This window comes from Labrenzia sp. THAF187b (assembly GCF_009363375.1).
GTDB classification, from domain to species: Bacteria; Pseudomonadota; Alphaproteobacteria; order Rhizobiales; family Stappiaceae; genus Roseibium; species Roseibium algicola.
The window spans coordinates 281384-303490 of the sequence record NZ_CP045344.1 but is presented as its reverse complement, the minus strand read 5'-3'; the positions used below and the strand labels follow the sequence as shown (position 1 = coordinate 303490).

The following is a 22107-nucleotide window of genomic DNA, read 5'->3' as shown; positions in this document are numbered from 1 at the left end:
TTCAACAGACTTGAGCGGAGCCTCCGCTCCGTTCCTTGCCCTGAAATTCAAATATGCCCGCGGCTCGGAAAACGGGTCGCTGAAGATCCCGATTTGAAGGTAAGGACCGGAGTGCACGCTCGTGAAGCCGGTGACAGGATTGGCGAAGTTGACGACAACAATTTCGGGAAGACGCACCAATGGAAGCCTTGAACGACAATCAGACCAAGCTGCCCCTGGCAGAGGACCCTCGGTGGGCGCGCATAGCAGCCCGTGACAAGACCGCAGACGGCCAGTTCTGGTATTCGGTGTCGACGACCGGTGTCTATTGTCGCCCGTCGTGCCCTTCGCGCCTGGCCAATCCGAAAAACGTACAGCTTCACACAACGCTCGAAAGCGCCCGGGCGACCGGTTTCAGGGCGTGCAAGCGCTGCAAGCCGGAGGGCTTGCCTGCCGGTGCCGAGAATGCAGCTATTGTCGCAAAGGCCTGCCGCATCATTGAAGGCAGCGAAGAAGAGCCGTCACTGGATGATCTTGCTCGTTCCGTCGGCCGTAGCCCCAGCTACTTTCACCGCGTGTTCAAGGCGGCAACCGGGCTAACGCCAAAAGACTACGCGTCAGCGCATCGGGCCAACAAGGTCCGTGATGGACTTGGTTCCGGCATAACGGTGACCGAGGCAATCTATGACGCAGGCTTCAATTCCAGCGGACGGTTCTATGAAAAATCCACCGGGATGCTGGGTATGACACCCACCCAATACCGTGCCGGCGGAGCCGACGAGGAGATCAGGTTCGCGGTTGGCCAGACGACGCTTGGTGCCATTCTGGTCGCGTCCAGACAGAAAGGCGTTGTGTCGATTCTTCTCGGAAGTGACCCGGGGGATCTGGTCCGGGATCTGCAGGACCGGTTTCCCAAGGCAACACTGCTTGGGGCGGATCGCGACTATGAAGGTCTGGTGGCCCGGGTGGTGGGCTTCGTCGAATGTCCAAAGATCGGTCTGGACCTGCCTCTGGATGTCCGCGGAACCGTCTTCCAACAAAGGGTATGGCAAGCTCTTCAGGAAATCCCTGCCGGAGAAACGGTCTCCTATGCCGAGATTGCCCGGCGTATCAAGGCACCCAAATCATCACGGGCTGTTGCCCGGGCATGTGCTGCCAACAAGCTCGCAGTGGCAATCCCCTGCCACCGTGTGGTTCGAAACAGCGGTGCACTTTCCGGCTACGCATGGGGTGTGGAGCGCAAGCGCGATCTCATCGAGAGGGAGAAACGGGCATGAGGAAACTTACCGCCGACGAGGATCGTTCGAATGCTTTGGCGACCTCCGTAGGGGCTCGGGTCGCCGGTTATGACTGGGCCGCGATCCACGAAGAGCTGAACGGGTTCGGCTGTGCCACGCTGCCTCAGCTCTTGTCGCCCGGGGAATGTCGTGCCCTTTCGTCGCTTTATACCGAGGAAGAACATTTCCGAAGCCATGTCGTCATGGCGCGGCACGGCTTCGGCAAGGGGGAATACCGCTATTTCAAATATCCGCTGCCGGATATCCTGGGTGGATTGCGGACCGCCCTTTATCCCCGCTTCGCCGGTCTTGCCAACAGGTGGAACGAGGTCATGGGCTTCGATCAACGATTTCCGGTTACCCATGACGCGTATCTGGAGCAATGCCACAAGGCGGGCCAGGTCCGGCCGACTCCTTTGTTGCTGCAGTATGGCGCTGGCGACTTCAACTGCCTTCACCAGGATCTGTACGGAGATCTGGTTTTTCCGATCCAGGTTGCGATTTTGCTATCGGAACCGGACAAGGATTTCTCGGGGGGCGAGTTCTGCATGACCGAACAACGTCCGCGCATGCAGAGCCGCGTTGAGGTTGTCAGCCTGCGCCAGGGGGATGCCGTGGCCTTTGGCGTTCACAACCGGCCTGTCCAGGGAACGAGAGGAAGTTACCGCGTGAACATGCGCCACGGCGTGAGCCGCGTGCGCTCCGGCACGAGACACACTGCAGGGATCATCTTCCACGACGCGAAATAGGCATCAGCTCCGTGCTTGGCGAGCCGTCTTGAAGTTTTATGGTGCCCGGCAGCAGGTTGATAGCTGCCGAAGCGCGATCATGTCTTCCTGAAAGACTTGATGAGCAGGACAATGGCGCTGCAGCCGAGAAGCACGCCGGCGATGAAACACATCAATGGAGCCAGCAGGCCAAAGTCCGCCTTGAGCGCCTCATAGTTCTGGTTGCCGAACTTGAAGAGGGCGGACGTCATCCAGAGGAACAGTATTGCTGTGATCAGGCGGCCGTAGTTCATCCGTGCCCTATCGGTGTTTCGAATGAGAACGGAGTAACCCTTTTTCCGTTAAAGGTAAGTGTCGTTTCTCGGATAAAGTGTAGGCTGGGCTGCAGGCAGACGATACCAAGGCTCTGATTATACGGTGAACGGATGGTCGGTTGGTTCTCCCGAGAAATCAGGTCTTTCTGACGGTTCATGGCCCGGGAGGCCGTTGTGTGTCATGCGGGACTCTGTCTGAATGAGAGCACCTGATCTCTAAGGAGCATGCAATGTCCTATCACGATGCCCCCGGCCTTGGTCGCCGTCTGGTCCGTTTGCCCGGTCAGCTGCTTCTGGCGCTCGTGAATGCGACGGCGCTGCTCGTCATTGCAGCCTGCGTGCTGTCGCTCCTTGTGTTGAACAGGGTCGATACAGCGGGCGAACGTATCGCCGGCAATGTGACAGAAGCCGCGCTCGCCCGGTTGCAGGTCTCTCCGGGCGAATTCAAGGCCCGGATCGAAGCGCTCGACGGCAAGATCACCGGGCTTGCTGCGCAACTCTCTGATCCCGACCTCAGGGATCATTGGGACGTGGCGCAGCAACTGAAGGAGCTCAATCGGAACCTTGCCGACATCAGGCTGGCGGCAGTTGGTTTGAGCGCTGCCGGTCCGGAAATCACCGACACCGCTTTCGAACAGGCCGGCAACATGCTGACCGGTGCGCTCTACACCTTGCGGGGGTGCGAGACGGCCGTAGAGGACAACGAGCCTTCGAGCTGAGCATGTTTCTTTTCGCCTAGGCCTGAAACACGTCCGCCCATTCGGGGTGCTTGCGCCGCTGCGCATTCACATAAGGACACAGAGGCACGATCTTCACCTGCTTGCGACGGGCGTCATCAACAAGCCTTTCCACCAGTGCCTTGCCAACCCCCATGCCACGCATGCTGTCCGGCACGCCGGTGTGATCGGCAATGATCAGGTGTTCGTTGACAATGGAGAAGGTCAGTTCGGCCGGTTCGGTGATCCCGTCTACCTTCGCCACATAGCGGCCTTTGCTGCCATCCTGTTCCAGGGTGATGTCGGGGGAAGTTGTCTCTACCATTGTCGGTCTCCTGATGTGGATGAAAGCAATTGCTCTGATCCTGTGTTCAATCTGGCTGTTCGTTTCCAGGGAAGTACATGGGGATGGGGCGGGAACAATCCCGCCCCAATTCGTGTCAGGCTGCCAGGTCGAACAGCAGGAATTCGGCATTCTCACTGGCTGTCAGCGAGATTGCGCCTGTCTGAAGCAGGCCAAGACCGTCACCTGCGGAAAGCGGTTGGTCGTTGACGCTGATCTTGCCTTTCACCAGTTGCAGCCAGACCTTCCGGCCGGGGCGGATGTCGAAGGCCAGGCTGCGATCGGCGGTCAGAAGCGACGCATAGAGATCGACATCCTGATGAATGGTAACGGATCCGTCCCGCCCGTCGCGCGATCCGATCAGGCGCAGCGCATCGCGGCGGCCGTCTTCCGGAAAGGCCTTCTGCTCGTAGCTTGGCGAGATTCCGTCAGCTTCCGGAACGATCCAGATCTGCAGGAAGTGGACCGGATCAGTATCCGAGTGATTGTACTCGCTGTGCCGGACACCGGTGCCGGCGCTCATGCGCTGCAGTTCTCCCGGCCGGATGACGGAGCCCGTACCGAGTGAATCCTTGTGTTCCAGACCACCGGAAACGACATAGGAGATGATCTCCATGTTCTGGTGCGGGTGGGTCGGGAAGCCGGCGCTGGGCGCGACACGGTCCTCGTTGATCACCCGCAGGGCACCGAAACCGATGTGGTTCGGGTCAAAATAGGACCCGAAGGAGAACGTGTGCTTGCTCTTCAACCAGCCGAAATCGGCATCGCCGCGAGCATCCGAAGGACGGAGTATCTGGTTCATGGTTCAATCCTTTCCCAATCTCTGGCACGGGAATGTCCGTGCGCTGTTGGACCTAAGATTGCCACTGCGAGATTGTTTTACAATTCTGCCAAATCTGGACAATTAGTCATCGATTTTTGAACAATTCCCTATTGAACAGCCTTTGGAACTTCGGTCCGGGTTCGGTTTCGTTCCGCGATCTGTTTCGATACGCCGCCGTTCACTGTTGTGGGCTTTCCGGAAGGATCGAAAGCGGACTTGAATGTGAAGGCCGCGGGCGTGGGGCCCGCGTCGCCCAGGCGCTCGAAGCGGTCGACCGCTTCCACCCAGTCCGGTTGATGGCCTTCCGGCACCCACCACAGGGCATAGGCGGGGTAGGCGTGGTCTTCCCGCATGAAGTCCGGGCCCTTTTTCAGGATCTCGGCGTGCGGCCCTCGGTAGACGGCGGCAAGCGCTGATTCCAGGTCTTGCCAAAGCGAGATGGTGGAGGGGGCCCAGCCGTCGCCATTGTCCTGCCAGTATCTGGGAAAAATCTGCTCGCCCCAGCTGTCCGGTCCCGGTTCGTCCTCGTAGCCGGAGCGGGCGACGAAACCCTCGGCGCGTTCCATCGCGGCCCACACAAGCGGCTCGGCCTGGTGAAAGGGTTCCACAACCGGGTGGTCCGCCCGCGTACGGAATTGGCCGAATGTATAGAGCGCAAGCCAGTGACCGTTCATGCTTCCTCCCCGCCTGAATGACACCCGGCAGAGACTGGCTGCAATTCACCCGTGTCGCAAGAGGTTGCAAGCGTCGCAAAACAGATAGTCCGCGCATGCGGCTGGAAAAATTCGCGCAGCTGGTCTAAGCGCTGGAAGAAGACTTTGGTGGCCGGCATGAGCTCGGCACCGGCAACGAGGATAATCGCGTGGAAGATCTCAGCCTTTTCTCCCTTGGCCTTCTGGCTGTTGCGCTGCTGGCAACCGGGCTTGTGGCCGGGATCATTGCAGGCCTGCTCGGCGTCGGTGGCGGCATCGTCATCGTGCCGGTGCTCTATTACATGTTCACCGCCCTGAAGATCGACCCGTCGGTTCTCATGCATGTGGCGGTGGGAACGTCGCTTGCAACCATTCTGGCGACCGGCACGTCGTCGGCGCGTGCCCACTACAATCGGGGGAGCGTCGACATGGATCTCCTGAAACGCTGGTGGTGGGCGATCGCCCTTGGCGTCATCGCCGGGGGAACGCTCGCGGGGAACATTTCGGGTGGCGCACTGACGCTGGTCTTCGGGATTGTCGCTCTGGCCGTGTCGGCCAACATGATGTTCCGCAAGGAGGGCTCCCATCTGGCCGACAAGCTTCCCGGATCTCCGATCAAGGAAACGCTGGGTTTCCTGATTGGCGGGATCTCGGTGATGATGGGCATTGGTGGTGGAACACTCGGCGTTCCGACATTGACCCTCTTCAATTATCCGATCCGCAAGGCGGTTGGCACTGCAGCGGCCATCGGCCTCATCATTGCCGTTCCGGGCACCCTGCTGTCGATCTTCTTTGGCTGGGGCGAGGAGGGGCGCCCGCCGTTCTCGCTCGGGTATGTCAACCTGATCGGCTTCTTCCTGATCATTCCGGCAAGCACTTTTGCTGCACCCTGGGGCGCGAAGATCGCCCATGCCATCGATCCGTCGAAGCTGAAGCTCGTGTTCGCGCTGTTCCTCGGTTTTACCGGCCTGCGGATGATCTACGGCGTCGTGTTCTGACCCGTGGCCCGGTCCCGGCTACAGGATCGCTGATGGGTAAATCAAAAGGTTTCATTGGTTCTGAGGCGATTTATCAGCAATACTGACCTTTCTATGCGGGGGGCTGCCCGCCGCCTGACACTCTTGGACAGACATGTTGAACAAAAATGTGACCCTCAGCCTGCAAGGCTGCGTGCGGGGCGCCACGATGTGCATTCCGGTTTCCCCGGGCATCATCGCGCTTGGACTGGTCTTTGGAACGGTCGCCGCGCAAAAGGGGCTGACCTTCCTCGAAACGATCATGATCAACTCGCTTGTCTTCGCCGGCGCCAGCCAGTTTGTCGCGATGGAAGTCTACAGCGATCCGCTCAACTATGCTCTTGTCGTGGCGATGATCGGGGTTACCGCTGCCGTCAACATGCGCATGCTGCTGATCGGCGCGAGCCTGCGGCCCTGGCTTGGCCAGGTACCGGCCTGGCAGACCTATCCTTCCCTGTTTCTGCTGACGGACCTCAACTGGTTGCTGGCCTTGTCGGAATACGACAAGGGCACGCGCGACTGGGGGATCTATCTCGGCAGCGGCCTCTTCACCTGGTCGGTCTGGTCGCTTTCCGTCGTTCCGGGCTATTTCGCGGGCAGTCTGGTGTCGGACCCGAAGGTCTATGGCCTCGACGTGGTTCTGCCGGCTTTCTTCGCCGCACTTCTGGTGCCGCTCTGGAAGGGTAAGCGCCAGACAGTCAGCTGGCTGTTCGCAGGCGGTATCGCCGCGCTGACCTGGTATTTGGTCGGTGGCTACTGGAGCATTTTCACCGGTGCCATCGCCGGTGCTTTCGCGGGGGCCTATCTCGATGACTGAGGGAGCATTCACCGCCGACCCGATCTTTATCCTGGCCGTGCTTGGCATGACAGCGGTCACTTACGCCCTGAGGGCGGGTGGATACTGGGTCATGGGCCGGCTGCCCATCACGCCGCGGGTGCGCCGCGGTCTGGAGGCGTTGCCGGGCGCGATCATCGTTTCCACCATCCTGCCCATCGTGTTGAAGGGCGGGCTGGCCGTGGCGCTGTGCCTTGTCGTTGCTGCAGCGGCACAGGTGACACTGCGCAAGGAATATGTCGCCGTCTTCTGTGCAGCCGGAGCCGCGGCAGCTCTCAGGGCTGCCGGACTGTAGTCTACTGGCGGTTCAGGATTTTCCGCACCTGTCCGGCGGTTTCGTCGACGTTGCTGCCCGCGTCGATTTCCGCCCAGTTCATCTGGCCGAGGTCGTAGCCAAGCTGGGTATCGACAACGTCGGCGTTTGCGTCCGAGGCATCGTCCCCGCGCGCGGAGACCCGGGCTTTCAGGATGTTCGCCGGCGCGGTCAGCCACAGGCCGCAGAAACCGCATTCAACATTATTGGCGATGGCCTCGATACGGTCCCGTTCGCTCTCGGCGGCAAAAACCGCATCGAAGATTGCGGAGTGACCTGCTGCGAGGACGGTCTGAATGGTGTCGTCCAGCGCGTGGTAGACCTTCTGGGACGCCTCCAGCGTATAGGCTTCCGCCGGCGCCTTTTCCGTTTCTTCAATGCCCAGCAGGCGCTTTCGCATCACGTCCGTGCGCAGCACGCGCGCGCCGGGTGCCCGGCCGATGCCGGGGGCAATTTCGTAGGCAAGCGTGGTCTTGCCGGTGCCGGAAAGGCCACCGATGGCAACCAGTTGCGGGCGTGAGGGATCCAGAAAGTCCACTGCGTGGCAGAAATAGGCCTGGGCCTGGTCGCGCTCACGTTGTTTCTGGTTCGGGTCCGACTGGTTGAGAGCGGAGCTGGCCGAGATCTTGGAGCGGATCGCCGCGCGCATCATCAGGTAGAAGGGCAGGGCTGCCAGGCCCTCCGAATGCGTGTCCAGGCGGCTCTTGTCCATGTAGCGGTTGAACACCCGGTTGGCCGCACGCTGTTGACCCCGGTCCCACAGGTCCATCAGCAGGAAGGCGAGATCGTAAAGAACGTCGCCGGTAGCAATCGCATCTGAAAATTCGACCGCATCGAACAGAACCGGGGCGTCATCAACCATGACGATGTTGCGAAGGTGGGCGTCTCCGTGGCAACGACGGACAAGGCCCTGTTCGCCCCGGCGCAGGATCAGCTCGTGCAGAGCCGACAGGACAGTGCGGGAAGTCTCGGTCAGATGCCGGACCGCCTCGGCTTCGAACAGATCGGGGTGCTCGCGAAAGGCGGCGTCGTTCTGCTCCACGTAGCTTGCAAGCTCCGCGTAGAAGCCATTGCCCTGCCGCAGCGGCGCGGCGTCATGAGCATTGATCATCATGTCCGCCAGCCTGTCCGTCAGGGTGTCCGGAAGCGGGTCGGTTCCAGCGACGGAGTCCAGTTCGTGCCGTCGTTCGAACCGGCTCATTTCAACTGCCCATTCGATGGGCTCTCCAGTGCCGCCAAGATCCAGCGTGCCATCTGCCTCCCGCGTCACAGGCAAGGCCTGCCGGTAGATCTGTGGTGCGTTCGGCTGGTTGAAAGTTATCTCCGCCTTGCAGGCTTCTTCGCGCAAGGGCAACGTCGAATAATCGAGAAAGGGAAACTTGACCGACCGTTTGACCTTGTAGGCCTTGCTGCCCACCAGAAAGACGATATTGGCATGGGTGTCGATCCGCTTCACCTCGGGCCGCGCCGGATCGTCGGACGGCAGGCTGCCGAGGAACTCGAGCGCCTGGTTCTGGGTTTCGGCCTGATCCATCTTCCGTCCCTTTTGCTGACACGTGGCAATACATGCCTCACATGCAAACCACCCGGTTTGATCCTTCTCAATGTGAGGTGCCCCGGATGTGGCACAAATAAACCGGATTGTCAGTAAAGGAGGGCCCCATGAGCGACTATCCGGCTTTGAAGAAGATCAGGTTGAACCTGGCCAGAACCAAGGATTTCCCGCAAGGTTCGGCGAACCACGGTTATGAATTCACCGCTCCGCTTGACGAAACCGGCCATATCGACGCCGGCCTTTGGAAGAAGCAGCGCGACCATTGCCGTGTGCGGCGATTCTGGGGCGCCGAGGAAGAGGAAGTCGGCCACCTCATCCACCGTCCGGGTGGCTCCTGGGCTTTCCATTACGATATCGACGGCGAGGACGACGACGAGGCGGGCTACCGTTTCGGCGCACATGCCTTCAACCCGGGTGAATACGTCTCCATCAAGGACGAGGATGGCGAGATGCACACCTTCCAGGTGGTGACGGTTCAGTCGATCTGAGATCAGCTTCCCATAACAAGACATAACAACGAATGGGGGCAGGGGTACCGGGAAACCGGTGCCCCTTTTTTGTTTGCAGCGCCGATGCTTATCGGCAAGGCTGGCCATGACATGAGGCCCATCCTTCGAGACAGCGCTTCGCGCTTCCTAAGGATGAGGACTGTGTGTGACACAATCAGGCGGCCTTACAACACATTTAACCTCATCCTGAGGAACGCGTTTGCGCGCGTCTCGAAGGATGAGCTGCAAGTCCGTTGTCGGAGATAAATTATTCTAAATCGGAATGACCCCATTGCCAATTAATCTGATTTTCGCCTCTAACAGGCGGGATTTTCATACGCTATAGAATGAACAGATCATCTTTCTCGTAAGGACCCGGAACATGGACCAGAAGACCGGCGGTGAATTGTTGGTGGAGGCGCTGGAGCGCCACGGGGCGGAGCGCGTGTTCTGTGTGCCCGGCGAAAGTTACCTTGCCGTGCTCGATGCTCTTTACGATGCGTCGATCCCGGTCACGGTCTGCCGCCAGGAAGGCGGGGCTGCAATGATGGCCGATGCCTGGGGCAAGCTCACCGGCAAGCCGGGCATCTGCATGGTGACCCGTGGTCCCGGGGCTACCAACGCTTCTGCCGGTGTCCACGTGGCGGCGCAGGATTCCACGCCGATGATCCTGTTCATCGGACAGATCGAGCGCGGCATGCGCGAGCGTGAAGCCTTTCAGGAAATCGACTACCGCCAGATGTTCGGTGGCATCGCCAAATGGGTCGCGGAGATCGATCACGCGGATCGCGTACCGGAGTTCATTTCGCGGGCCTACCATGTTGCCACGTCCGGCCGTCCGGGGCCGGTGGTTCTGGCGCTTCCGGAAGACATGCTGGTCGAGAAGGCCGATGCCCCGCAGCCGCCTGCGTGGACCCAGGTCGAAACGCATCCGGGCCTCACCCAGATGGCGGACCTGCAGAAGCGCCTTTGGGCGGCCGAGCGGCCGATCGCCATTCTGGGCGGCAGCCGCTGGTCGGAAGAAGCCGTCGCCGGCTTTACCCGCTTTGCCGAACGTTTCGACCTGCCGGTTGCCTGCTCGTTCCGCCGCCAGATGCTGTTCGACAACCTGCATCCGAACTATGCCGGCGATGTCGGCATCGGCATCAATCCGAAGCTGCTGGCACGGGTCAAGTCCTCCGATCTGATCCTGCTTGTCGGTGGCCGCTTGTCGGAAATGCCGAGCCAGTCCTATTCGCTGCTCGACATTCCCTCTCCCACACAGCAACTGGTTCATGTCCATCCGGATGCCGAGGAACTTGGCCGGGTCTACCGGCCGGCGCAGGCAATTCATGCCAGCCCGACTGCCTTCTGCAAGGCGGCCGAAGGCCTTCAGCCGCCGTCCGAACTGAAAGGCGCAGGCGAAGCGGCAAAGGCCCATCAGGACTATCTGGACTGGTCCGGTGCGCGGCCACAGGTACCCGGCAACCTCCAGATGGCCGGCGTCATGGAATGGCTGGAAGCCAACTTGCCGGAAGATGCGGTCTGCACCAATGGGGCCGGAAACTACGCCACCTGGCTGCACCGCTTCCACCGGTTCCGTCGCTACGCCACCCAGGCAGCTCCGACGAGCGGTTCCATGGGATATGGCCTGCCGGCAGCCGTTTCCGCCAAGCTTGCCTTTCCGGAGCGCGAAGTCGTCTGTTTTGCAGGCGATGGCTGCCTGCAGATGACCATGCAGGAGTTTGGCACCGCCTGTCAGGACGGCGCCAACATCATCGTGCTTGTGATCGACAACGGCATGTACGGCACCATCCGCATGCATCAGGAACGCACCTATCCTGGCCGCCCGTCGGCAACCAAGCTGGTCAATCCGGATTTCGCAGCGCTTGCCCGCAGCTATGGTGTCTTCGGTGAGACGGTCGAGACGACAGACGCTTTCGGTCCCGCATTCGAACGCGCCCGTGCCGCCGGCACACCCGCAATCCTGCATCTGAAGCTGGACCCGGAAGCCATCACCCCGGCCGCAAGCCTCAGCCAGATTCGCGCGGCGGCACAGGGCAAGTAAAAAGCCCAGCCTTGAACGAAAAAAGCACGCCCGTGACCCCGGGCGTGCTTTTTCGTTTATAGGGGGCTTCGATGCCTACCTCAGCACCTGCGGCAGCCACAGGGTGATGATCGGAAAACAGACCAGCAGGATTACGCGCAGGATCTCGGCACAGAAGAACGGTGCAACGCCCTTGAAGGTCTCGATCATCGGCGTTTCCCGGTCGAGCGAGGAGATGACGAAGACATTCATGCCGACCGGTGGCGTGATCAGGCCGAGTTCGACCACGATCAGGGCGAGTACGCCGAACCAGATCTTCAGGTCCTCCGTGCTCATGCCGAAGCCTGCCCCTTCCGCTCCCTGGTAGATGCCGCCGTTGATCTCGACCAGTACCGGCCAGAAGAACGGGATCACCAGCAGAATCATCGACAGGCTGTCCATCAGGCAGCCGAGCAGGATGAGCGCGATCAGCAGCAGGATCAGAACCGTCATCGGCTCGAGCCCGGAGTTGGCGATCCAGGAAGCGGTTTCCTGAGGCAGGCCAACGCGGGACATGAAGATCTTGAGGAGTTCCGCCCCAAGGATGATCAGATAGATCATACCTGAAGTGGACGCGGTTTCCTTGAGCGCCTGAATGAAGTCGTGGCCGGACAGCTTGCGCTGCAGCAGCCCGAACAGCAGGACTAGAAAAACGCCGACGGCAGCTGCCGGTGTCGGGTTGAAGAATCCGAAGTAGATGCCGCCGATTACCAGCCCGAAGATGATCAGCACCGGGATCATGCCGGCAGTCGCCTCCAGGAATTCCTTGCGGTCGGCAACACCTCCCTTGGGCCCGGCTTCCGGCTTGATGGTAACATAAAGGGCGATGGTCAGGAGGAAGAGAACCACCGCCAGCAGACCCGGCAGAAATGCTGCCATGAACATGGTGACGATGTTTGCTTCCACGATGATGGCATAGATGATCAGGACGACCGAGGGCGGGATCAGGATGCCGAGCACGCCGCCCGCGGCGAGTGTTCCCGTTGCCAGCGCGCCGGAATAATTGTAGCGCTTGAGTTCCGGCAGGGCGACCTTGCCCATGGTGGAGGCGGTTGCAAGCGACGAGCCGCAGACCGCACCGAACCCGGCGCAGCCGGCGATGGCCGCCATGGCCGTGCCGCCGCGCAGCCAGCCGAGCCAGGCATTGGCCCCCCGGAACAAAGCCTGGCTGAGGCCGGTCTTCGAGGCGATCGCCCCCATCAGGACGAACATCGGCACGACGGAAAGGTCGTATATGGAGAACTGGCCGTAGGCGAGGGTCTTCAGCTGGCTGAGGACGAGGGCGGGGCCGTTCAGCATCATGGTGCCGACACCGCCGACAAGGATCATCGCATAGGCAATGGGCATGCGGATCGCGATCAGGGCGATCAGCACCACGAGAGCGCCAAGCCCGAGGACAAGTGCGTCCGTCATTCTAGTGGTGTCCTCTCGACAGCGCGGTCATGTCCTGCAGCAGCGTGACAAGCGCGGCCAGTGCCAGCAGGGCAAGCGATATCAGGATCGGCACGAAGGCCATCCAGTGCGGGATCTGCAGGATGGTGGTGGTGTAGTCGTAGTTCTTCTGGTCCAGCATGCCGTAATACATGCGCCAGATCAGCATCAGCGCAAACACAAGGGCAACCAGCGACCCGAGCAGGGTGAAGAAGGCAATCACCCGTCTGGACGCGCCGGCGGTGAAGATGTCCGCAGAGACGTTTGCCCCGACCAACTGGCAATAGGGCAGGAACGCGAAGACCGCGATGGCCACGCCCATTTCGGTCAGCTCGAAATCGCCCGGAAACGGTGTGCCGAAAACCGAGCCGATGATCGACAGCATGTTGACAGCGACGACCAGCAACAGCACGACGCCGCCAAGGAGAGCCCAGAGCGTTATCAGGCGGCTGGCAGCCCCGGTGAACCCGGAGCTGCTGGCTTTGAGAGTGTTCGACATCAGTTGGCCGAGTGGCTGGCCACCGCTGCGCGGGCCTTTTCAACCAGCGCGGCACCGTCGATACCCTTTGCGGAGACTTCCTCGACCCAACGGTCGGCAACGGGTGCCAGCGCCTGACGGAAAGCTTCGGTCTCTTCCTCGGTCAAGGTGACGTGGGTGTTGCCTGCCTTGGTGGCCAGACCGATCCCGAAATCATCCGAAGCAGCCCAGATTTCTCCAACCTTCACGATCCACTCTGGACCGGAGGCATCACGAAAGGCCTTCTGAATGTCTTCCGGCAGACCATCCCAGCGTTCCTGGTTCATGGAAACCTGGAAGGTGGTGGTGCCGAAACGCTCCTTGTCGACGCCTTCGATCTGGTACTCGGTCTGCTCCTGGATCTTCAGCGGCGGAATGATTTCCCACGGAATGAAGGCGCCGTCGATAACACCCTTCTGCAGCGCAGGCGGCAGTTCCGGAACCGGCATGGCGACCGGCGAAGCGCCGAGCGCCTCGATCACCCAGGCACCTGTTCGGGTCGGGATACGGATCTTCTTGCCGGCGAGGTCTGCCGGGGAGTGGACTTCCGTGTCGCGCATGTGAATGGCCTGGCCGGCATGCACATGCAGGAACATCACTTCAACGCCCTTGTATTCGTCCTTCAAGTCCGTTTCGTACAGATCCATCAGTGCCTGGTTTGTGGCAGCCGGATCGTTGGTGTGAATGCCCGGAAGTTCGAACACCTCGGTGCGCGGGAAGAGGCCAGGCGTATAGCCGTTCACGGTCCAGACCAGATCGACCACGCCGTCGCGCACCTGGTTGATCAGCTCGGGCGGACGGCCGCCAAGCGTCATGGCCGGATAGATTTCGATATGGACCTTGCCACCGGAATTTTCTTCCACCTGCTTGGCCCACGGCACCAGCATCTGCGTGTGCGCAGGGGCTTTCTCGCCCAGGAAGTGGTGCAGCTTGAATTCGTAATCGGCCGCGCTTGCGGACGATGCGCCGGCGGCGATCATGGCAGCGGCCAGAAACGCGTTCTTGAGAATGCTCATGTTGTCTCCTCCCATCGGAAGCTCTTGTCGACTCCCGGTCTGTAACTTGCTGGCCAACCTTCAATGTGTGCGATCGTGGAACACCCTTCAACGATGCCGGAAGACCTTTCGGGCGCACCTCTTGCAGATTTGCGGCCAGCAGGGAACGTAGCTCCGCGATCATCTTCACTAATTAGTTTGGTAATGTAAAATGAGATAATAGCCATTATACTTTCCAATTTTAGAAAGAAAATTCCTTGTTCCCATAGTCGTTTTTTATCGTCTAGGGTGCGCGTCAAAGCAGACGCGAAGGCGGCGGATAGCGGAGGGGCTCCTTTCCCGCAAGAGCCTGAATTGCCTCGCAATTTCTGCGTTCTACATCAAAAAGGAACATGGGAGGACGGCATGGCCGACAGGATGGACAGCACCACGATTACCGCGGGTGGAGCGGTGTTCGGCAAGTTGAAGGCGCTCGGTGTCGACTATGTCTTTGCAAATTCCGGCACAGATTTTCCACCGATCATCGAGGGACTGATCGAGGCAACGCAGAACGGGCTCGACCTTCCGGTGCCGATCACGGTGCCGCACGAACATGTTGCCGTCGGTATGGCACACGGCTTTTACCAGATCTCAGGCAGGATCCAGTCGGTCATGCTGCACACCAACGTGGGGCTCTCCAACGGCATTACCGGCGCCATCAACGCATGGTGCGATCAGGTTCCCGTGCTGATGATGTCCGGTCGCACGCCGGTGATGGAAGCCGGCCGCTTTGGCGCGCGAACGGTGCCGATCGGCTGGGGACAGGAAATGTTCGACCAGACCGCGCTGATCCGCGAAGTCACCAAATGGGACTACGAGTTGCGTTTTCCCGAGCAGATCGCGGATCTCTTCGACCGGGGCTGGGCCATTGCCAATTCCACGCCCAAGGGCCCCGTCTATCTCAGCCTGCCGCGTGAAGTTCTGTGCGAGCAAACTCCGCCGGACGGCCTTGATACCCCTTCGAAACAGGCCCCGGTCATCGCAGCGCCGGATCCCTCGTCACTCAAACGGGCAGCAGACCTGCTGGCCCAGGCCAAAAGCCCGCTGATAATCAGTCAGCGAGGAGCCGGATCGGAGGAAGCCTTTGCGGCCCTCGGACGGTTCCTGACGGACTGGGCCCTGCCGCTGTCGCACTATTGGGCAAACCAGCTTTCCGTGCCCCTGTCGCACCCGATGCAGGTCGGTGCGTCGCCGGAAGCCCTGCTTGCCGAGGCGGACGTGGTGCTGGTGATGAACTCTCTGGCGCCCTGGTGGCCGGACAAGGTCGCCCTTCGCGATGATGTCACCGTGATCCAGCTCGGGCCGGATCCCCTGTTCACCCGCACGCCGATCCGCAACTTCCAGGCGGATGTAACCCTGGCAGGAGAAACCGCTCAGACGCTGCTGGCGCTGATTGCCGAAATGCAGAGCCGTCCGCGTGACGAAGCCGTCTTGAACGCCCGCAGACATCGTATTGCCGAACTGTCGTCCGCCAATCGTGCGGAGGTTGTCACCCGGGCCAAGCGCGGCAATGCCGGCCCGATGAGCAAGGACTGGGTCAGTCTTTGCCTTGGCCGCGCCATCAAGGGGCGGAAGGCCACAATCTTCCATGAGCTTGGTTGTCCGCTCGAGCCGCTCGACCTGGAGCAGCCGAACAGCTACTTCCAGGAACCTCATTCCGGGGGGCTTGGATGGGGTCTCGCGGCGGCGCTTGGCGCACAGCTTGCCGACCGCGACCGGCTGGTCTTCGCAACCATCGGCGACGGCAGCTACATGTTCGCCAACCCGACGGCCTGCCACATGGTTGCCGAGGCGCATGAGTTGCCGGTGATCACGCTTGTGCTGAACAACGAGGAGTGGGGCGCGGTGCGTCACTCGGTGGTGGGCACTTACAAGGATGGTCTTGCCAGCAAGGCCAACGATGTGCCGCTGACGTCCCTTCGGCCAAGCCCGGATTTCACCAGAACCGCGGAGGCCAGCCGCGCCTACACCGAAACGGTGACGGAAGGCGACGCGCTGCCGGCAGCGCTGGAACGTGCCATCAAGGTAGCGACGGAGGAAAAGCGGCAAGTTCTGCTCAACATCGCCATCGCGCGGGCTTGAGGCGCGGGTTCAATTGATCGGAAGAATAAGAAAATCAAGGGACGATTATCTTGTTTTTCCGAAAGGAGCTCTTCGGACATGCCCCGTGGTCCGGCTTCGAAAGGCAGGTCATAGTTCTCGGTAACTGGTTTTGTTGAAGAAGAAGGTTGGCCGTGTCCCAGTCCATGCCCCCAAGATCCTATTACGCGCCGACCGGCGGTCATCCCGGTCAGGAAACACTCCTGACAGACCGGGCTGTCTTTACCGATGCCTATGCGGTCATCCCGAAAGGCACCATGCGTGACATCGTCACCAGCTATCTGCCGTTCTGGGACAAGACCCGCCTGTGGGTGCTGTCGCGCCCATTGTCAGGTTTCGCCGAAACCTTCTCGCAATATATCGTTGAAGTGTCGCCGGGTGGTGGCTCTGACCGGCCGGAGACAGACCCTTCCGCCGAAGGCGTGCTGTTCGTTGTCGAAGGCGAAGCTGTTCTGACAGCCGACGGACAGCGATACGACCTGAGGCCCGGAAGTTATGCCTTCCTGCCGCCGCAAACCGACTGGAGCCTGAAGAATACTGGCAGTGAGCCCGTGCGGTTTCATTGGGTCCGCAAGGCGTTCGAGCCTGTTGAAGGCCTGGAGCGACCGACACTTTTCGTCACCCACGAAAACGACATCGAACCGCGGGCAATGCCCGGTACGGACGGCAAGTGGGCGACGACCCGATTTGTTGACCCAGAAGACGTGCGCCACGACATGCACGTCAACATCGTCACCTTCCAGCCGGGTGCCGTCATCCCGTTTGCGGAAACCCATGTGATGGAACACGGGCTTTATGTCCTGGAAGGCAAGGCGGTCTATCGCCTCAACCAGGACTGGGTCGAGGTGGAAGCCGGCGACTACATGTGGCTGCGCGCCTTCTGCCCGCAGGCTTGCTATGCCGGTGGCCCGGGCCCGTTCCGCTACCTCCTCTACAAGGACGTCAACCGCCACATGAAGCTGCAGGCGGCAGGCCGTTTCGAGGCCGGTACCCGGCAGAGCTTCCGCAGCGCCGCGGAGTAAAGAGAAAAGCCCCTTCCTCCTTGCACCCTCATCCTGAGGAGCCGCTTAGCGGCGTCTCGAAGGATGGGCGGCACACTCCGGAACACGCGGTCCATCCTTCGAGACGGACCTGACGGTCCTCCTCAGGATGAGGGAGAGGGTGGGATTGGCCGCTTCAGGGTGTGGGTGTAGCGAACTCCTCTGGATCAGGTCGGGAGTGAAGCAAGCGCCCTCATTCCACGGTCTTCGTTTGCGGCGGAGCGATTTCGCCGCCGAGGGCGGCGGTCAGTGCAGCGGCCGCCGCCTTCACTGCTTCTGCGAAAGGCTCGATCCTGTCCGGACTGACCCGGCTGGTCGGGCCCGAGACGGACAGCCCGGCGACAGCCTCGCCATAGTGATTGAACACGGGTGCCGCGATGCAGCGCATTCCGAGGTTCTTTTCTTCCCCGTCGATCGAGAAACCGCGTGCACGGATCGCTTCCAGGTCCGCGGCCAGCAAACCCGCGTCACACAGTGTGTGCTCGGTGAAGCGTTCCCGGTCGGTCTGCTTCAGGATACGCTTGCATTGATCCTCGTCCATGAAAGCCAGAAGCGCCTTGCCGATGCCGGAGGCATGCAGCGGTGACAAGGTGCCGGGCGGAAAAAAGGCGCGAATGCTTTCGTGGGTTTCAACCTGGCTGACAAACAGCACCTGGTCCGCCTGTGCCACACCAAGATTGGCCGTTTCCCCTGTCTGCTCCATAAGGGAGCGCAGGACAGGACGCGCCCGTTCCACCAGACTGGTACGCCTTAAAAATCGTGCGCCGATGATGAAGGCGCCCGGACCTATGTGCCAGAGCTGCTGCGCCTGGTCGAATTCCACCAGGCCACGTGTCTCCAGCGTGAACAGGATGCGATAGAGCGTTGCCGTGGATTCTCCAAGCTGATCCGACAGGGCTGAAAGAGAGACGCCGGACTGGGTGCTCAGATGCTCGAACACGGCCATGGCCCGGTCGAGCGACTTGATGGTGTTCTGTTCGGTCTTGTCGTCCCAGGCACGCGGTCGCCCACGGGCGCGTCTGGTGGCGGAACTATCGGATTTGAGATCTGTCATCAGCTCATTTTTTCGGAATTTGAAAAATCAATTCACCATATGAAAAATATAACATACTGACAAGATTGGCAATTTCTACAAAATATATTTTTGAAAAAATATTTTAAAAAAATTGCGGAGCTTCGCCTCTGCACGGTACCGTTTCTCAAAATTCATAAGAGGAAACGGCCATGAGCTTCCAAAATCCTGTTTTCATTCCCGGCCCCACCAACATGCCGGAAGCGCTCCGCAGAGCGTGCGACATGCCGACCCTGGACCATCGCTCGCCGCTGTTCGGTGAGATCCTGCAGCCTGCGCTTGCAGGCGTCAAAAAGGTGCTGAAGACGGAAGCCGCCGAGGTGTTCCTGTTTCCGTCGACTGGCACCGGCGGCTGGGAAACCGCGATCACCAACTGCTTGAGCCCCGGCGACAAGATCCTGGCTGCCCGCAACGGCATGTTCAGCCATCGCTGGATCGACATGTGCCAGCGCCACGGCCTGAAGGTTGAGGTGGTCGAGGCAGCCTGGGGCACGGGACTGCCGGCAGACCGGTACGAGGAAATACTCGCCGCGGACACGAACCACGAGATCAAGGCGGTGCTGGCAACCCACAACGAAACCGCGACCGGCGTCAAATCCGACATTGCCGCGGTGCGCCGCGCGCTGAATGCCGCAAAGCACCCGGCGCTGCTCTTTGTCGATGGCGTAAGCTCGATTGCCTCGATGGATTTCCGCATGGACGAATGGGGGGTCGATGCCGCGGTCACGGGCTCCCAGAAAGGCTTCATGTTGCCACCGGGGCTTGCCATCATCGCCCTGTCGCCAAAGGCACAGGCCGCCGTTGAAAGCGCCCGGTTGCCGCGCACCTTCTTCGATGTTCGCGACATGATGAAAGCCTACGCCAATAACGCCTATCCCTACACGCCGGCCGTCGGCCTGATGAACGGGTTGAAGCAGAGCTGCGACATGCTGCTGGCAGAAGGCCTCGACAATGTCTTTGCCCGGCACCGCCGCATTGCAGAAGGCGTGCGTGCCGCGGTCCAGGCCTGGGGCCTGGAGCTTTGCGCACAGTCACCGGACGTCTATTCGGATTCGGTCAGCGCGATCCGAACGCCTGAAGGTTTCAACGCCACCGGCATCGTTACCCACGCCGCCGCGAAATATGGCGTCGCCTTCGGCGTCGGCCTCGGGGAAGTCGCAGGCAAGGTGTTCCGTATCGGCCACCTGGGCAGCCTGACCGACGTCATGATGCTGTCGGGGTTGGCGACTGCCGAAATGGTCATGGCCGATCTCGGCCTCGACATCCAACTGGGCTCCGGTGTTGCGGCCGCCCAGGAAGTCTATCGCAGCGACAGCGCCATTGCCTCGAAGGAAGCCGCATGAAAACCGACGCCCTGACCCAGTACATCCCGACTCTCGAGGACATGCTCGTCGCTCATGAGCGCATCAAGCCGCATATCCACCGGACGCCGGTTCTGACCTCCTCGTTCCTGAACGAGCTGACCGGTGCGGAATTGTTCTTCAAATGCGAGAACTTCCAGAAGGCAGGTGCCTTCAAGGTGCGCGGTGCATCCAACGCCGTCTTCGGTCTGGACGAGGAAACCGCCAAGGCCGGTGTTGCCACCCATTCCTCCGGCAACCACGCGCTCAGCCTGTCCTATGCGGCAGGCCGGCGGGGCATTCCGTGCCACGTGGTCATGCCGAGAACGGCGCCACAGGCCAAGAAGGATGCCGTTCGTGGTTACGGCGGCATCATCACCGAGTGTGAACCGTCCACCTCCAGCCGCGAAGCGGTCTTTGCCGAGGTCGAGGCCCGGACCGGAGCGGAGTTCGTTCATCCCTACAATGACCCGCGTGTCATCGCCGGTCAGGGCACCTGTTCCAAGGAATTGATGGAGCAGACAGATGGTCTTGATGCGGTTGTCGCACCGATCGGCGGTGGCGGCATGGTCTCAGGCACCTGCCTGACCCTGTCGAACCTGGCACCCGACGTGAAGATCTTTGCTGCCGAACCGGAGCAGGCGGATGATGCTGCCCGCAGTTTCAGGGCAGGCCACATCATTGCCGACGACGCACCGGAAACTGTAGCCGACGGGCTGAAGGTGCCGCTCAAGGAGCTGACCTGGCACTTCGTCTCGAACCACGTCACCGACATCCTGACCGCGTCGGAACAGGAAATCGTCGACGCCATGCGCCTGATCTGGGCGCGGATGAAGATCGTCATGGAACCGTCTTCCGCCGTGCCGCTGGCAACCATCCTGAAGAACAGGGACGTCTTTGCCGGCAAACGTGTCGGCATCATCATCACCGGCGGCAATGTCGATCTCGGCAAATTACCCTGGAGCATCCTGCGTTCCGAGGACCGCAGCTAAGATGCTCCATCGCTCTAAAAACGATCAACTTTTCAGCTTTCGGATGAATTCCGAAAGCTGGTTGATCTGGAATGCCTGAGCTACTTGGAGAAATACAAAATGAACGCACAAACCGGATTTGAAAAACTCGAAGTCGGCTACGACGTTCCGGCCCTTCCGGGCATGGACGAGGCCGATATCCAGACGCCTTGCCTGGTGCTCGATCTCGATGCACTGGAGCGCAACATCAGGAAGATGGGCGACTACGCCAAGGCTCACGGCATGCGTCACCGGGTGCATGGCAAGATGCACAAGTCGGTCGATGTCGCAAAGCTGCAGGAACGCCTCGGCGGTGCTGTCGGCGTCTGCTGCCAGAAGGTTTCGGAAGCCGAGGTCTTTGCCCGTGGCGGCATCAAGGACATCCTGGTGTCGAACCAGGTTCGCGACAAGGCCAAGATCGATCGCCTGGCCCGGCTGCCCAAATTTGGCTGCCGCACCATCGTCTGCGTCGATGACCTCGCAAACGTTGCCGACCTGTCTGAAGCTGCCGTCAAGCACGGCACCTCGCTGGAGGTCTTCATCGAGATCGATTGCGGTGCCGGTCGTTGCGGCGTTACCACCAGCGAGGCGGTCGTCGAAATTGCCAAGGCAGTGGACGCGGCAAGGAACCTGAAGTTCAGCGGCATCCAGGCCTACCAGGGCGCCATGCAGCACATCGACAGCTATGAAGCCCGCAAGGAAAAGCTCGACATTGCCATTGCCATGGTCAAGGACGCCGTCGAGGCGTTGAAGAAGGAAGGCCTGGAGCCGGAACTCGTTTCAGGTGGCGGCACGGGCTCCTACTATTTTGAATCCAATTCGGGCGTCTACAACGAGCTGCAATGCGGTTCCTATGCCTTCATGGATGCAGACTACGGCCGCATTCTCGATAAGGACGGCAAGCGCATCGACCAGGGGGAATGGGAAAACGCCTTCTTCATCCTGACCCAGGTGATGAGCCACGCGAAAGCCGACAAGGCGATCTGCGATGCGGGCCTCAAAGCCCAGTCCGTCGACAGCGGTCTGCCGTTCATCTACGGCCGCAACGATGTCGAATATATCAAGTGCTCGGACGAGCACGGGGTCATTGCCGACCCGAAGGGTGTTCTGCAGGTGGGCGAGAAGCTGAAGCTGGTGCCCGGCCACTGCGACCCGACCGCCAACGTCCATGACTGGTATGTCGGCGTGCGGGGCGGCAAGGTCGAGACGGTCTGGCCGGTCTCGGCCCGCGGCAAGGCTTATTGAGGACAACGAGCTCCCAGCTGTTCGTCATTGCCGGGCTCGTCCCGGCAATCCATGCCGTGACCTTTCCACACATCGAAGCTTTTCGAACGGATGGGACGCGGCATGGATGCCATGGTCAAGCCATGGCATGACGACGGTGGGGTTTGCCACGTCAATAACCACCATCCCCCTCAT

Annotated in this window: 22 protein-coding genes; 13 read left to right on the top strand and 9 right to left on the bottom strand. The window is 60.6% G+C overall.

Annotated features, from left to right (window positions below; translation table 11 throughout):
• Nucleotides 1-179: 179 nt before the first annotated feature.
• Together ada and FIV03_RS01415 are read left to right on the top strand one after the other, a co-directional pair.
• Nucleotides 180-1256: a bifunctional DNA-binding transcriptional regulator/O6-methylguanine-DNA methyltransferase Ada gene (gene ada, locus FIV03_RS01420; RefSeq protein ID WP_152508423.1), complete on the top strand. Its 1077-nt coding sequence runs from the start codon at nt 180-182 to the stop codon at nt 1254-1256.
• Nucleotides 1253-2005 (top strand): 2OG-Fe(II) oxygenase, encoded by a 753-nt coding sequence (locus FIV03_RS01415; RefSeq protein ID WP_152508422.1) that lies wholly within the window; start codon nt 1253-1255, stop codon nt 2003-2005. Before ada ends, FIV03_RS01415 begins: the two co-directional genes overlap by 4 nt.
• A gap of 77 nt (nt 2006-2082) precedes the next feature.
• Here the strand turns inward: FIV03_RS01415 and FIV03_RS01410 are convergent, their stop codons facing one another.
• Nucleotides 2083-2277: a hypothetical protein gene (locus tag FIV03_RS01410; protein ID WP_152508421.1), complete on the bottom strand. Its 195-nt coding sequence runs from the start codon at nt 2275-2277 to the stop codon at nt 2083-2085.
• A gap of 251 nt (nt 2278-2528) precedes the next feature.
• On the opposite strand from FIV03_RS01410, the gene FIV03_RS01405 reads away from it, so the two are divergent.
• Nucleotides 2529-3017 (top strand): hypothetical protein, encoded by a 489-nt coding sequence (locus tag FIV03_RS01405; protein WP_152508420.1) that lies wholly within the window; start codon nt 2529-2531, stop codon nt 3015-3017.
• A gap of 16 nt (nt 3018-3033) precedes the next feature.
• On the opposite strand, the gene FIV03_RS01400 is transcribed toward FIV03_RS01405, so the two are convergent.
• The 3 genes from FIV03_RS01400 to FIV03_RS01390 form a co-directional block, all read right to left on the bottom strand.
• Nucleotides 3034-3339: a GNAT family N-acetyltransferase gene (locus FIV03_RS01400; RefSeq protein ID WP_152508419.1), complete on the bottom strand. Its 306-nt coding sequence runs from the start codon at nt 3337-3339 to the stop codon at nt 3034-3036.
• A gap of 115 nt (nt 3340-3454) precedes the next feature.
• Nucleotides 3455-4159, bottom strand: coding sequence for a pirin family protein (locus FIV03_RS01395; RefSeq protein ID WP_152508418.1), 705 nt, complete (start codon nt 4157-4159; stop codon nt 3455-3457).
• 128 nt (nt 4160-4287) lie between these two features.
• Nucleotides 4288-4854 (bottom strand): DUF3291 domain-containing protein, encoded by a 567-nt coding sequence (locus FIV03_RS01390; protein ID WP_152508417.1) that lies wholly within the window; start codon nt 4852-4854, stop codon nt 4288-4290.
• Between the two features lie 188 nt (nt 4855-5042).
• Between FIV03_RS01390 and FIV03_RS01385 the strand changes: the two genes are divergently transcribed.
• The 3 genes from FIV03_RS01385 to FIV03_RS01375 all read left to right on the top strand — a co-directional run bounded on the left by FIV03_RS01385 (nt 5043) and on the right by FIV03_RS01375 (nt 7018).
• Entirely contained in the window at nt 5043-5870 is an 828-nt protein-coding gene (locus FIV03_RS01385; protein WP_152508416.1) for a sulfite exporter TauE/SafE family protein, read from the top strand.
• Between the two features lie 133 nt (nt 5871-6003).
• Nucleotides 6004-6705, top strand: coding sequence for an AzlC family ABC transporter permease (locus FIV03_RS01380; RefSeq protein WP_023002160.1), 702 nt, complete (start codon nt 6004-6006; stop codon nt 6703-6705).
• Nucleotides 6698-7018 carry an AzlD domain-containing protein gene (locus FIV03_RS01375; protein WP_062490371.1) on the top strand — a complete coding sequence of 107 codons (321 nt, stop codon included), beginning with the start codon at nt 6698-6700 and terminating at the stop codon, nt 7016-7018. The genes FIV03_RS01380 and FIV03_RS01375 overlap by 8 nt, the downstream gene beginning before the upstream one ends.
• A 1-nt stretch (nt 7019) precedes the next feature.
• On the opposite strand, the gene FIV03_RS01370 is transcribed toward FIV03_RS01375, so the two are convergent.
• A complete protein-coding gene (locus FIV03_RS01370) occupies nt 7020-8570 on the bottom strand; it encodes a bifunctional aminoglycoside phosphotransferase/ATP-binding protein (protein WP_152508415.1) in 1551 nt (516 codons plus the stop codon).
• A 128-nt stretch (nt 8571-8698) separates the two neighbouring features.
• Here FIV03_RS01370 and FIV03_RS01365 point away from each other — a divergent pair, with 128 nt between their 5' ends.
• On the top strand, nt 8699-9079 hold the full coding sequence (locus FIV03_RS01365; RefSeq protein ID WP_055657628.1) for a hypothetical protein: 381 nt from the start codon (nt 8699-8701) through the stop codon (nt 9077-9079).
• Nucleotides 9080-9461: 382 nt separating this feature from the next.
• The gene (locus FIV03_RS01360; protein WP_152508414.1) at nt 9462-11126 is read left to right on the top strand and encodes a thiamine pyrophosphate-binding protein; all 1665 of its coding nucleotides are present in this window, start codon (nt 9462-9464) and stop codon (nt 11124-11126) included.
• 75 nt (nt 11127-11201) lie between these two features.
• Here FIV03_RS01360 and FIV03_RS01355 read toward each other — a convergent pair whose 3' ends face one another.
• Genes FIV03_RS01355 through FIV03_RS01345 form a run of 3 tightly spaced genes read right to left on the bottom strand, consistent with a single transcriptional unit; the run spans nt 11202 to nt 14108 of the window.
• Entirely contained in the window at nt 11202-12557 is a 1356-nt protein-coding gene (locus tag FIV03_RS01355; protein WP_023002155.1) for a TRAP transporter large permease subunit, read from the bottom strand.
• Between the two features lies 1 nt (nt 12558).
• Complete coding sequence (locus tag FIV03_RS01350) at nt 12559-13074, bottom strand: TRAP transporter small permease (protein ID WP_152508413.1); 516 nt, start codon at nt 13072-13074, stop codon at nt 12559-12561.
• A complete protein-coding gene (locus FIV03_RS01345) occupies nt 13074-14108 on the bottom strand; it encodes a TRAP transporter substrate-binding protein (RefSeq protein WP_152508412.1) in 1035 nt (344 codons plus the stop codon). The genes FIV03_RS01350 and FIV03_RS01345 overlap by 1 nt, the downstream gene beginning before the upstream one ends.
• A 384-nt stretch (nt 14109-14492) precedes the next feature.
• On the opposite strand from FIV03_RS01345, the gene FIV03_RS01340 reads away from it, so the two are divergent.
• Together FIV03_RS01340 and FIV03_RS01335 are read left to right on the top strand one after the other, a co-directional pair.
• Nucleotides 14493-16208, top strand: coding sequence for a thiamine pyrophosphate-requiring protein (locus FIV03_RS01340; RefSeq protein ID WP_286202247.1), 1716 nt, complete (start codon nt 14493-14495; stop codon nt 16206-16208).
• A 164-nt stretch (nt 16209-16372) separates the two neighbouring features.
• The gene (locus FIV03_RS01335; RefSeq protein WP_152511779.1) at nt 16373-17248 is read left to right on the top strand and encodes a bifunctional allantoicase/(S)-ureidoglycine aminohydrolase; all 876 of its coding nucleotides are present in this window, start codon (nt 16373-16375) and stop codon (nt 17246-17248) included.
• 211 nt (nt 17249-17459) lie between these two features.
• Here the strand turns inward: FIV03_RS01335 and bhcR are convergent, their stop codons facing one another.
• Nucleotides 17460-18320: an HTH-type transcriptional regulator BhcR gene (gene bhcR, locus FIV03_RS01330; RefSeq protein ID WP_152508411.1), complete on the bottom strand. Its 861-nt coding sequence runs from the start codon at nt 18318-18320 to the stop codon at nt 17460-17462.
• A gap of 170 nt (nt 18321-18490) precedes the next feature.
• Between bhcR and bhcA the strand changes: the two genes are divergently transcribed.
• The 3 genes from bhcA to bhcC all read left to right on the top strand — a co-directional run bounded on the left by bhcA (nt 18491) and on the right by bhcC (nt 21933).
• The gene (bhcA, locus tag FIV03_RS01325; RefSeq protein WP_152508410.1) at nt 18491-19681 is read left to right on the top strand and encodes an L-aspartate--glyoxylate aminotransferase BhcA; all 1191 of its coding nucleotides are present in this window, start codon (nt 18491-18493) and stop codon (nt 19679-19681) included.
• Nucleotides 19678-20670 carry a beta-hydroxyaspartate dehydratase BhcB gene (gene bhcB, locus FIV03_RS01320; protein ID WP_173013742.1) on the top strand — a complete coding sequence of 331 codons (993 nt, stop codon included), beginning with the start codon at nt 19678-19680 and terminating at the stop codon, nt 20668-20670. The genes bhcA and bhcB overlap by 4 nt, the downstream gene beginning before the upstream one ends.
• A gap of 99 nt (nt 20671-20769) precedes the next feature.
• On the top strand, nt 20770-21933 hold the full coding sequence (gene bhcC, locus FIV03_RS01315) for a 3-hydroxy-D-aspartate aldolase BhcC (protein ID WP_152508409.1): 1164 nt from the start codon (nt 20770-20772) through the stop codon (nt 21931-21933).
• The last annotated feature ends 174 nt before the right edge of the window (nt 21934-22107 follow it).

Bases quoted from the DNA above. Each gene is read 5' to 3' on its own strand.
- bhcA (WP_152508410.1), top strand. From the start codon at position 18,491: ATGAGCTTCCAAAATCCTGTTTTCATTCCCGGCCCCACCAACATGCCG.
- FIV03_RS01375 (WP_062490371.1), top strand. From the start codon at position 6,698: ATGACTGAGGGAGCATTCACCGCCGACCCGATCTTTATCCTGGCCGTG.
- FIV03_RS01390 (WP_152508417.1), bottom strand. From the start codon at position 4,854: ATGAACGGTCACTGGCTTGCGCTCTATACATTCGGCCAATTCCGTACG.
- FIV03_RS01340 (WP_286202247.1), top strand. From the start codon at position 14,493: ATGGCCGACAGGATGGACAGCACCACGATTACCGCGGGTGGAGCGGTG.
- FIV03_RS01380 (WP_023002160.1), top strand. From the start codon at position 6,004: ATGTTGAACAAAAATGTGACCCTCAGCCTGCAAGGCTGCGTGCGGGGC.
- ada (WP_152508423.1), top strand. From the start codon at position 180: ATGGAAGCCTTGAACGACAATCAGACCAAGCTGCCCCTGGCAGAGGAC.
- FIV03_RS01365 (WP_055657628.1), top strand. From the start codon at position 8,699: ATGAGCGACTATCCGGCTTTGAAGAAGATCAGGTTGAACCTGGCCAGA.
- FIV03_RS01415 (WP_152508422.1), top strand. From the start codon at position 1,253: ATGAGGAAACTTACCGCCGACGAGGATCGTTCGAATGCTTTGGCGACC.
- FIV03_RS01355 (WP_023002155.1), bottom strand. From the start codon at position 12,557: ATGACGGACGCACTTGTCCTCGGGCTTGGCGCTCTCGTGGTGCTGATC.
- FIV03_RS01335 (WP_152511779.1), top strand. From the start codon at position 16,373: ATGCCCCCAAGATCCTATTACGCGCCGACCGGCGGTCATCCCGGTCAG.
- FIV03_RS01345 (WP_152508412.1), bottom strand. From the start codon at position 14,108: ATGAGCATTCTCAAGAACGCGTTTCTGGCCGCTGCCATGATCGCCGCC.
- FIV03_RS01400 (WP_152508419.1), bottom strand. From the start codon at position 3,339: ATGGTAGAGACAACTTCCCCCGACATCACCCTGGAACAGGATGGCAGC.
- FIV03_RS01360 (WP_152508414.1), top strand. From the start codon at position 9,462: ATGGACCAGAAGACCGGCGGTGAATTGTTGGTGGAGGCGCTGGAGCGC.
- bhcB (WP_173013742.1), top strand. From the start codon at position 19,678: ATGAAAACCGACGCCCTGACCCAGTACATCCCGACTCTCGAGGACATG.
- FIV03_RS01350 (WP_152508413.1), bottom strand. From the start codon at position 13,074: ATGTCGAACACTCTCAAAGCCAGCAGCTCCGGGTTCACCGGGGCTGCC.
- FIV03_RS01395 (WP_152508418.1), bottom strand. From the start codon at position 4,159: ATGAACCAGATACTCCGTCCTTCGGATGCTCGCGGCGATGCCGATTTC.
- FIV03_RS01405 (WP_152508420.1), top strand. From the start codon at position 2,529: ATGTCCTATCACGATGCCCCCGGCCTTGGTCGCCGTCTGGTCCGTTTG.
- FIV03_RS01370 (WP_152508415.1), bottom strand. From the start codon at position 8,570: ATGGATCAGGCCGAAACCCAGAACCAGGCGCTCGAGTTCCTCGGCAGC.
- FIV03_RS01410 (WP_152508421.1), bottom strand. From the start codon at position 2,277: ATGAACTACGGCCGCCTGATCACAGCAATACTGTTCCTCTGGATGACG.
- bhcC (WP_152508409.1), top strand. From the start codon at position 20,770: ATGAACGCACAAACCGGATTTGAAAAACTCGAAGTCGGCTACGACGTT.
- bhcR (WP_152508411.1), bottom strand. From the start codon at position 18,320: ATGACAGATCTCAAATCCGATAGTTCCGCCACCAGACGCGCCCGTGGG.